The sequence below is a fragment of the Micromonospora endophytica genome (assembly GCF_003236305.1).
Classification (GTDB): domain Bacteria; phylum Actinomycetota; class Actinomycetes; order Mycobacteriales; family Micromonosporaceae; genus Micromonospora; species Micromonospora endophytica.
In genome coordinates this window covers 1-9,639 of record NZ_POTX01000224.1, presented here as the reverse complement: position 1 = coordinate 9,639, position 9,639 = coordinate 1, and the positions used below count along the sequence as shown (strand labels likewise).

Annotated in this window: 6 protein-coding genes; 2 read left to right on the top strand and 4 right to left on the bottom strand. The window is 70.7% G+C overall.

The genetic code is table 11. From position 1 onward, the window contains the following. Positions 1 to 162: 162 nt before the first annotated feature. Positions 163 to 4,224 (bottom strand): ATP-dependent RNA helicase HrpA, encoded by a 4,062-nt coding sequence (gene hrpA, locus C1I93_RS24485; RefSeq protein WP_223256356.1) that lies wholly within the window; start codon positions 4,222 to 4,224, stop codon positions 163 to 165. 140 nt (positions 4,225 to 4,364) lie between these two features. On the opposite strand from hrpA, the gene C1I93_RS24480 reads away from it, so the two are divergent. Next, positions 4,365 to 4,742, top strand: a complete 378-nt coding sequence (locus C1I93_RS24480; RefSeq protein ID WP_223256357.1) for a cytidine/deoxycytidylate deaminase family protein — start codon at positions 4,365 to 4,367, stop codon at positions 4,740 to 4,742. Between the two features lie 15 nt (positions 4,743 to 4,757). Here the strand turns inward: C1I93_RS24480 and C1I93_RS24475 are convergent, their stop codons facing one another. From C1I93_RS24475 to trmB, 3 genes are all read right to left on the bottom strand, one after another. Beyond that, positions 4,758 to 5,402, bottom strand: coding sequence for a hypothetical protein (locus C1I93_RS24475; protein ID WP_111245639.1), 645 nt, complete (start codon positions 5,400 to 5,402; stop codon positions 4,758 to 4,760). Between the two features lie 127 nt (positions 5,403 to 5,529). After that, entirely contained in the window at positions 5,530 to 8,034 is a 2,505-nt protein-coding gene (locus C1I93_RS24470; RefSeq protein ID WP_111245638.1) for a DEAD/DEAH box helicase, read from the bottom strand. 73 nt (positions 8,035 to 8,107) lie between these two features. Beyond that, the gene (trmB, locus tag C1I93_RS24465) at positions 8,108 to 8,755 is read right to left on the bottom strand and encodes a tRNA (guanosine(46)-N7)-methyltransferase TrmB (protein ID WP_212808720.1); all 648 of its coding nucleotides are present in this window, start codon (positions 8,753 to 8,755) and stop codon (positions 8,108 to 8,110) included. 209 nt (positions 8,756 to 8,964) lie between these two features. Between trmB and C1I93_RS24460 the strand changes: the two genes are divergently transcribed. Further along, a complete protein-coding gene (locus tag C1I93_RS24460; protein WP_420811748.1) occupies positions 8,965 to 9,618 on the top strand; it encodes a hypothetical protein in 654 nt (217 codons plus the stop codon). Positions 9,619 to 9,639: the final 21 nt, after the last annotated feature.

The following is a 9,639-nucleotide window of genomic DNA, read 5'->3' as shown; positions in this document are numbered from 1 at the left end:
TCTACACGAGCCTTATCGTCGGCAGCGTCAGATCTGTATAAGAGACAGCTATGACCCCACCCCCGCTTGCCGCGATCTTGCACTTTCGGTCGCGCCGAAACGCCATAGAAAGGGTCAAATCGGGGACACAAACTGCAAGATCGTGGCGGAGGCGGGGCGCGGTCACGGGGATTCGGCGTCGTCCATCGCGCGGTAGATGCGCTGCTCGGAGACCGGGTACGGGGTGCCCAACGCCTGGGCGAAAACGTTCACCCGCAGCTCCTCGATCATCCAGCGGATCTGGCGTACGGCGGCGGAGTTGCGGCGGGCCGGCGGCAGTGCGGCGAGCATCTCGTCGTACTCCCGCTGGACCGTCGCGACACGGTCCTGCTGAGACTTGTCCCGGGCCGGATTGCCGGGCAGCCGGTCCAGTCGCCGCTCGATCGCGGTCAGGTAGCGCAGCAGGTCGGGCAGGCGGGCGTACCCCGTCTCGGTGATGAACCCGGCGTGCACCAGGCCGGTGAGCTGGTTGCGGATGTCGGCGAGGGCGGCCACCACGGCCAGGTTCTTCGTCGCGCCCAGCCGTTGCTGCACGGCGTACGCGGCGGCGAGCACCGCCCGGACCCGGTCCATCACCACCACCACGGTGTCCACCAGGTCGGCGCGGACCGCGTCCCGCAGCGCGGCGAAGCCCTCGGCGTCCCAGGCCGGGCCGCCCGCGTCGGCGATGAGCTTGTCGATCGCCGCGCCGGCGGTGTCCTCGATCAACGCCTGCACCCCGCCGTGCGGGTTGCGCGACAACGCCAGCTTTGCCTCGTTGCTCAGCCGCCCCTGAAGGAACTTGGCCGGCGACGGCACGGTCAGTCGCAGCAGTCGCCGAGTGCCCGCCCAGTGTGCGGCCTCCTGCTCGGCGGGGGAGTCGAACACCTTCACCCCGACGGCGGTGCCCTCGTCGACCAGCGCCGGGTACGCGGTGACCTGGTATCCGGCGCGAACCTGCTCGATGGTGCGCGGCAGGGCGCCGATGTCCCAGCCGGTCAGGCCGGTGCGGGCCAGGTCCGGCGCGGCGGCGGCCACCACCTGGCGTACCTCGGCCTTGAGTCGGCGTTGCAGGGCCGGCAGGTCCTTGCCCTCGGCGACCGGTTTGTCGTCGTCGCCGAGGACCCGGAAGGTGACCCGCAGATGCGGCGGCAGCTTGTCCAGGTCCCAGGCGTCGCGGGGCACGGTAACCCCGGTCATCCGGCGTAGCTGCCGGGTCAGCGCGTCCAGCAGCGGTTCCTCGCCCGGAGTGATCGCCGCCAGGGCGGCGCGGGCGAAGTCGGGCACCGGCACGAAATTGCGCCGCACCGGCTTGGGCAGCGAGCGGATCAACGCGACCACCAGGTCCTCGCGCAACCCGGGCACCTGCCAGTCGAAGCTCTCCGCCAGCACCTGGTTGAGCAGCGGCAGCGGGATGTCGACTGTCACCCCGTCGGCCGGGGTGCCGGGCTCGAAGGTATACGTCAACGGCAGCGCCACCCCGTCGGCCCGCCACTGGTCCGGGTAGTCGGTGTCGTCCACCCCACCCCGACCGGAGTTGACGAGCAGCTCCCGGGTGAAGGTGAGCAGCTCCGGCCGTTCCCGGCGGGTCTTCTTCCACCAGGTGTCGAAGTGCCGCCCGGAGACCACCTCGGCGGGGATCCGCTCGTCGTAGAACTGGAAGATCGTCTCGTCGTCCACCAGGATGTCCCGCCGCCGGGCCCGGTTCTCCAGCTCCGCCACCTCGGCCAGCAGCCGTTGGTTGTCCCGCCAGAACTGGTGGTGGGTGGACCAGTCACCCTCGACCAGGGCGTGCCTGATGAACAGCTCGCGGCTCAGTACCGGGTCGATCCGGCCGAAGTTCACCTTGCGCGAGGTGACAAGCGGTACGCCGTAGAGGGTGACCTTCTCGTACGCCATCACCGCCGCCTGCTTCTTCTCCCAGTGCGGCTCGCTGTAGCTGCGTTTCACCAGGTGCTGGGCCAGCGGTTCGACCCACTCCGGCTCGATCCGGCCGTTCACCCGACCCCAGAGCCGGGAGGTCTCCACCAACTCGGCCGCCATCACCCACCGCGGCGGCTTCTTGAACAGCGCCGAGCCGGGAAAGACGGCGAACTTCGCCCCCCGGGCCCCCAGGTACTCGTGTTTCTGGGCGTCCTTGAGCCCGATGTGGGAGAGCAGACCGGGCAGCAGCGACTGGTGCACCTTCGGCGTGTCGATCTCCTCGGGCACGTCCGCGTTCGGCGTACGCAGCACCTGGCGCAACTGGCTGACGATGTCCTGCCATTCGCGGACCCGCAGGTAGTTGAGGTACTCGGCCTTGCACATCCGGCGGAACGCACTGGAGGAGAGGGCTCGCTGCTGTTCGCGCAGATAACGCCAGAGGCTCAGGAACGCGACGAAGTCCGACTCGGCGTCGGCGAAGCGGGCGTGCGCCTGGTCGGCCTGGGCCTGCTTCTCCACCGGCCGCTCCCGCGGATCCTGAATCGACAGCGCGGCGGCGATCACCATCACCTCGGTGGCGCAACCGTTGCGCTCACCTTCGAGGACCATCCGGGCCAGGCGCGGGTCGACCGGGAGCTGCGCCAGCCGCCGACCCAGCGGGGTGAGCCGCCGCGCCGGGTCCGCCTCGGCCGGATCGAGCGCGCCCAGCTCGTGCAGCAGGTTCACCCCGTCGGTGATGTTGCGGCGGTCCGGCGGTTCGATGAACGGGAAGGCGGCGATGTCGCCGAGACCGATGGCGGTCATCTGGAGGATGACCGAGGCGAGATTGGTACGCAGGATCTCCGGGTCGGTGAACTCGGGCCGCGACTCGAAGTCCTGCTCGTCGTAGAGCCGGACGCAGATGCCGTCCGAGGTTCGCCCGCAGCGGCCCTTGCGCTGGTTGGCGCTGGCCTGCGACACCGGTTCGATGGGCAGCCGCTGCACCTTGAGCCGCTGCGAGTAGCGGGAGATCCGGGCCGTGCCCGGGTCCACCACGTACTTGATGCCGGGCACTGTCAACGAGGTCTCCGCGACGTTCGTGGCCAGCACCACCCGGCGACCGGAGTGCGGGGCGAAGACCCGGTGCTGTTCGGCGACGCTCAGCCGGGCGTACAGCGGCAGGATCTCGGTGCCCAGCAGCGACCGCCGGTTCTGCACCAGCTTGCCCAGCGCGTCGGCGGTGTCCCGGATCTCCCGCTCGCCGCTGAGGAAGACCAGGATGTCGCCGGGGCCCTCGGCGGCCAACTCCTCGACCGCCTCGCCGATGGCCTGGATCTGGTCGCGGACGTTCTCCTCGTCCGTCTCCTCCTCGTCGGTGTCGACCACCTCGACAAGCGGCCGGTACCGCACCTCGACCGGGTAGGTCCGCCCGGAGACCTCGACGACAGGTGCGGGTTCGCCCTCGGCGTCGGCGAAGTGCTTCGCGAACCGGTCCGTCTCGATGGTCGCCGAGGTGATGATGACCTTGAGGTCGGGTCGGCGGGGGAGCAGCTGCTTGAGGTAGCCGAGAATGAAGTCGATGTTGAGGCTGCGCTCGTGCGCCTCATCGATGATCAACGTGTCGTACTGGCGCAGCATCCGGTCGGTCTGCAACTCGGCCAGCAGGATGCCATCGGTCATCAGCTTGACCAGGCTCTGCTCGCTGACCTGGTCGGTGAAGCGCACCTTGTAGCCGATCACGTCGCCCAGCTCGGTGCCCAGCTCCTCGGCGATCCGGTCGGCCACCGTGCGGGCGGCCAGCCGCCGCGGCTGGGTGTGGCCGATCAGCCCGGTGATGCCACGCCCCAGTTCCAGACAGATCTTCGGCAACTGGGTGGTCTTGCCCGAGCCGGTCTCGCCGGCCACGATCACCACCTGGTGGTCGCGGATGGCGGCGGCGATGTCGTCCTTGCGCTCGCTCACCGGCAGCACGGCCGGATAGGTGATCGTCGGCACCGCGCCCCGGCGTCGTTCCAGCCGGGCCTCGGCCCGCGCGATGTCCGTGGCGATCTCCGCCAGCGCCGCCGCGCGCCGCTGCGGCTCGCGCAGCCGCCGCAGCCCGTCGAGCCGCCGCCGCAACTGGCGCTGGTCGCGGAACATCAGGTTCGCCAGGCGGCGATGCAGGTCGCGGACACTGTCGGGGGTTCGGTCGGGCGCGCTGTCCGGGGTGCCGTCGGGCGTGCTGGTGGGCGTGCCGTCGGGCGTGCTGGTGGGTGCGCTGTCGGTCGCGCTGCCGGGCGCGGCGGAACTGGGTGGAGTCTGCATGTCGTCGCCAAGAATAGGCAGCCCGCCGACGACCCGCCTCCGGGTTACCCGTGGAACGTGGTCTTGGTGCATCGGCGCGGTCAGCGGCGGTCTATCGTTGCTCACCGACCAGGAGCGAGCACGGGGGCGGCGATATGACCATGCGCGACACCGACCGGGCGCTGGTGCAGGCGGCCAGCGCAGTGGCCAAGCTTCGCTGTCGCAGCGCCATGCACACCCACGCCGCAGCGGCCCGGACCGCCGACGGTCGGGTCATCTCCGGCGTGAACCTGGTGCACGGCAGCGCCAGCGCCTGCGCCGAGGTGATCGTGATCGCGACCGCCGCGACGCAGGGCGTGGCGGACCTGGAAACCCTGGTGACTGTCGAGGACCGGGGTCGCAGCCTGCACACGCCCTGCGAATCGTGCCGTCAGTTGCTCGCCGAGCGCTTTCCGGCGCTGCGGGTGATCATCGGGCCCGCCGACAACCCGCACGTGGTGCCGGTCGGCGAGCTGCCTGCATTCCACGCCGCCGGCTGATCCCCGGCGGTCGGGTCAGGCGGCGGTGGACCAGATCGCGCGGAATGCGGCTGCCTCGCCGGCCAGCCACTGCTCGACCTGCTCGGGCTTGACGTCGGCGGGTGTCCGGTGGGCGACTCCGCGCCGGACGTCGACCAGGACCGGCTCGGCGTGCGGCAGGACCGCGTCCATGTGCCGGGCCATCAGGTGCAGGGTGGCGAGGGTCGCCTCCTGGCTCGGCGGGGCCTCGTCGAAGTGCAGGCGTACCGCCTCGGCGTGGCCGTCGGCGTACCGGATGCCGAAGTGGGGGTTGATCTTGACGGGCAGGTCGCCGAGCATGGCCAGGGCGTCGCGGGTCTGGGCCAGGTCGACGCCGGTCGGCTCGCCGAGAGAGTGCAGCCAGGCCGTCGCGCCAGGCACCAGGTGCTGGTAGAGCGGACGCCAGCGCGGCTTGACCAGGTCGGCGACCTGGGACAGGTGGGTGCCGCCGGTGTGGAAGGCGATGTCGGCCTTGAGCGCCTTGACGAACTGCCCGTGCGGGTTGAAGCCGGAGCGGCTCGCTCGCTGGCGGCGCAGACCGCCGACGAAGTTGGCCTTCGTCGGCCCGGTGCGGTCGACGTACCTGGTGAAACCGAGGAGGGTTGCGTACGGCGTGAGGGGGATGGAGGTGGGCGCAGTCACGAGCGTCCTCCCAGCTCAGGGGCTCGATTAGTACACACATTCTAATCGACGGCTCTGACATCGCCCAAGGAAGATAAGGGGCCACCCGGACACTCCGGATGGCCCCTGAAGAAGGGATTTTTCTCCGCTAGAGCTGCCCGACGTCGGTGACCCGGATGACGGCAGCGCCGGCCTCGTCGGAGGCGGCCAGGTCGACCTCGGCGCTGATGCCCCAGTCGTGGTCATCCGCCGGATCGTCGAGGATCTGCCGCACCGTCCACCGCTCCCGGCCCTGCTCGATCATCAGCAGCGCCGGACCGCGGGCGTCCGGCCCGGTGCCGATCTCGTCGTACGACTCGAAGTACGGCTCCAGTGCGTCGGCCCAGGCGTCGGCGTCCCAGCCGGCGTCGGCGTCCAACTCGCCGAGTGCGTCCCAGCGGCGCAGCGCAGCCAGCTCCACCCGGCGGAACAGCGCGTTGCGCACCAGCACCCGGAACGCCCGCGTGTTGCGGGTCACCGCGGCCGGGCGGTCGTCCAGGACGGCCGCGACCTCGGGCAGGTCGGTGGGGTTGCGCAGCCGCTCCCACTCGTCGATCAGGCTGGAGTCGACCTGCCGGACCAGCTCACCGAGCCACTCGATCAGGTCGACCAGTTCCTCGGTCTTGGCCTCCTCGGGCACGGTCTGCCGCAGCGTCTTGTACGCGTCCGCGAGGTAGCGCAGCACCAGCCCCTCGGAGCGGGTCAGCGAGTAGAACTGCACGAACTCGGTGAAGGTCATCGCCCGCTCGTACATGTCGCGGACCACCGACTTGGGCGAGAGCTGGTGGTCGGCCACCCACGGATGCCCCTGCCGGTACATCTCGTACGCGTTGCCGAGCAGCTCGGCCAGGGGCTTGGGCCAGGTCACCTCGTCGAGCAGTTCGAGGCGGGCCTCGTACTCGATGCCCTCGGCCTTCATCGCGGCGACCGCCTCGCCGCGGGCCTTGAACTGCTGCGCGGAGAGCACCTGGCGGGGGTCGTCGAGGATCGACTCGATCACGCTCAGCACGTCCAGGGCGTACGACGGGGACTCGCTGTCCAGCAGCTCGATGGTGGCCAGGGCGAGGGGGGAGAGCGGCTGGTTGAGGGCGAAGTCGAGCTGGAGGTCGACGGTGAGGCGTACCCGCCGACCGGTCTCGTCCGGCTCGGGCAGCTCCTCCACCACGCCACCGGCTTTGAGCGCCCGGTAGATGGCGATGGCCCGGCGGATGTGCCGGCGCTGGGCGGCGGCGTCCTCGTGGTTGTCGGTGAGCAGGTGCCGCATGGCGGCGAACGCGTCACCGGGACGGCCGATCACGTTGAGCAGCATCGAGTGGCTGACCTGGAAGCTGGAGGTCAGCGGCTCCGGCTCGGCCTCGACGAGCCGGTCGAAGGTGGGTTGGCCCCAGCCGATCGAGCCCTCCGGCGGCTTCTTCCGCACCACCTTGCGGCGCTTCTTCGGATCGTCACCGGCCTTGGCGAGTGCCTTCTCGTTCTCGATCACGTGCTCGGGGGCCTGCACCACGACCCGGCCGATGGTGTCGAAGCCGGCCCGCCCGGCGCGGCCGGCGATCTGGTGGAACTCGCGGGCCTTGAGCAGCCGGGTACGCACCCCGTCGTACTTGGAGAGGCCGGTGAAGAGCACGGTACGGATCGGCACGTTGATGCCGACGCCGAGGGTGTCCGTACCGCAGATGACCTTGAGTAGGCCGGCCTGGGCCAGGGTCTCCACCAGCCGGCGGTACTTCGGCAGCATCCCGGCGTGGTGCACGCCGATGCCGTGCCGGACCAGCCTGGACAGGGTCTTGCCGAAGCCCGAGGTGAACCGGAAGTTGCCGATCGCGGCGGCGATCAGGTCCTTCTCGGCGCGGGTGCAGACGTTCACGCTCATCAGCGCCTGGGCCCGCTCCAGCGCGGCCGCCTGGGTGAAGTGCACCACGTACACCGGGGCCTGCTTGGTCTCCAGCAGCTCCTCGAGGGTCTCGTGCAGTGGCGTCATCGCGTACGAGAAGAGCAGCGGGACCGGCCGCTCGGCCGAGCGGACGACGGCGGTCGGCCGACCGGTACGCCGGGTCAGGTCGTCGACGAAGCGGCTGGTGTCGCCCAGCGTGGCCGACATCAGGACGAACTGCGCCTGCGGCAGCTCGATCAGCGGCACCTGCCAGGCCCAGCCCCGGTCGGGCTCGGCGTAGAAGTGGAACTCGTCCATGATCACTTGGCCGACGTCGGCCCGGGTGCCCTCACGCAGCGCCAGGTTGGCCAGGATCTCCGCGGTGCAGCAGATGATCGGCGCGTCGGCGTTGACGCTCGCGTCGCCGGTGAGCATGCCGACGTTCTCCGCGCCGAAGACCTCGATGAGCGCGAAGAACTTCTCCGACACCAGGGCCTTGATCGGCGCGGTGTAGAACGTCGTCCGGTCGTCGGCCAGGGCGGCGAAGTGCGCGGCGATGGCGACCAGGCTCTTGCCGGAACCGGTCGGCGTGTTCATGATCAGGTTCGCGCCGGAGACGATCTCGATGACCGCCTCCTCCTGGTGGGGATAGAGGTCCAGCCCGCGCTCGGACGCCCAACTGGCGAACGCGTCGTAGAGGGTGTCGGGGTCGGCGGTCTTGGGCAGCGCGGCGGTGAGTGTCATGGCCGGTCCATGGTGCCTGGATCACACCCTCGGACGCCAACCGGTCGGGTCGTTTGTTAGCAGGGGGCCCCTCCTATACACCAGGCGTTAACAGGGGGCCCCTCCTTGCGTAGAGCAGGTCGGCGATCGGGCGGCCGGCGGCCAGGGCGCGTCGCTCGAACCGGGTCACCGGTCGGTGGGCGGGCCGGGGAGCGTAGCCGTCATACCGGTTGACCAGGCCCGGGTCGCCGTCCAGGGTGATCCGCATCGACTCGGCGTACTCCGCCCAGTCGGTGGCGCAGTGCAGCGTGCCACCGACGGCGAGCCGGGAGCGCAACAGGGCGACGTGGGGCGGCTGGATCAGCCGACGCTTGTGGTGCCGCGACTTCGGCCACGGATCCGGGAAGAAGATGTGTATCGCGTCCAGTGCGTCAGGGGGCATCAGGCGCACCAGATCCAACGCGTCGCCCTCGGCGACGCGGACGTTGCGCAGGCCGCGTAGCTGCGCCAGATCCAGCAGGTTCGCGATTCCGGGCGTGTGCACCTCGACCGCCAGATAGTCTCGATCCGGGTCGGCGGCGGCCATCGCGACGGTCGTGTCGCCCATGCCGGACCCGATCTCGAGCACCAGGGGGGCCTGGCGGCCGAAGAGGCTGACGGGATCGAACGGGGCGGCATCGTCGACCCGCAGGCCGTACACCGGCCAGAGCTGCTCAAGCGCCGCCGTCTGCCGGCCACTCATCCGGCCACGCCGGGGGTGGAAGGTGCGGATCGGCCGCGCCGGATGTGATGCGGCGGCGGGGAACGGTTCGGTCGTGGTCACAAGGCAACGAGCCTATCGCGGCGGATCGGATGTGCGGTGCGGCCGGGGGTGAGACCATCATCCCGTACGGCAGACCGGGTGCCCCGGCGGTGCCCGGCGACTGGTCCATCGCGCCGAGAGGGGGGCACGTGGCAGTGATTCGTACCCGTCCCGTGCCGCCGGTCACCGCGTCCTTCGCGACCCCGCCGCTCGCGGCGCTGCTCACCCTCGCGGCGCTGCTGACCGTCGCCCTGATCGCACTGGCGGCTCCGGCCCGGGCTGCGGCCCCGGTCGACGGGACCGCCTGGCGGCCGGTCACCAAGGCCCAGCCGGACCCGGGCGGGCTGCCCGGCTCGGGTGGGCAGCCCGGTCCCACGTTCCCACCGATGCCCGGCCCGGCGGTATTCGTCGAGGTCAGCCCGACCACGGTGGCGGCGGGCAGCCTGGTTGGCCTGCGGGCCAGTTGTGCCGACAACTCGGTGGGCGACACCGTGGTCTCGGACGCCTTCGGTGAGGTCGCCGTGCAGCCGCAGCGCGGCCTGCTGACCGGGACGGCAATGGTCAAGGAGCGGGCGCTGCCCGGCAACTACCGGGTCAAGCTGGAATGCCGGGACGGTCAGACCGCCTCGACCATGCTCCAGGTGGTGAAGCAGGTGCGGCCCAGCCGTGGCCCGGCGACCGGATTCGGCGGCGCCACCAGCGGTCTGGCCGCAGGCCTGCTGCTGCCGGGTGGGCTGGCGCTGACGGTCAGCGGCATGGTCCTGTGGGTAGTCGCCGCGCGTCGGCGCGGCACGCGACGGTGAGCACGCCATGCCCGCCGGCAG

Bases quoted from the DNA above. Each gene is read 5' to 3' on its own strand.
- hrpA (WP_223256356.1), bottom strand. From the start codon at position 4,224: ATGCAGACTCCACCCAGTTCCGCCGCGCCCGGCAGCGCGACCGACAGC.
- C1I93_RS24480 (WP_223256357.1), top strand. From the start codon at position 4,365: ATGCGCGACACCGACCGGGCGCTGGTGCAGGCGGCCAGCGCAGTGGCC.
- C1I93_RS24470 (WP_111245638.1), bottom strand. From the start codon at position 8,034: ATGACACTCACCGCCGCGCTGCCCAAGACCGCCGACCCCGACACCCTC.
- trmB (WP_212808720.1), bottom strand. From the start codon at position 8,755: ATGAGTGGCCGGCAGACGGCGGCGCTTGAGCAGCTCTGGCCGGTGTAC.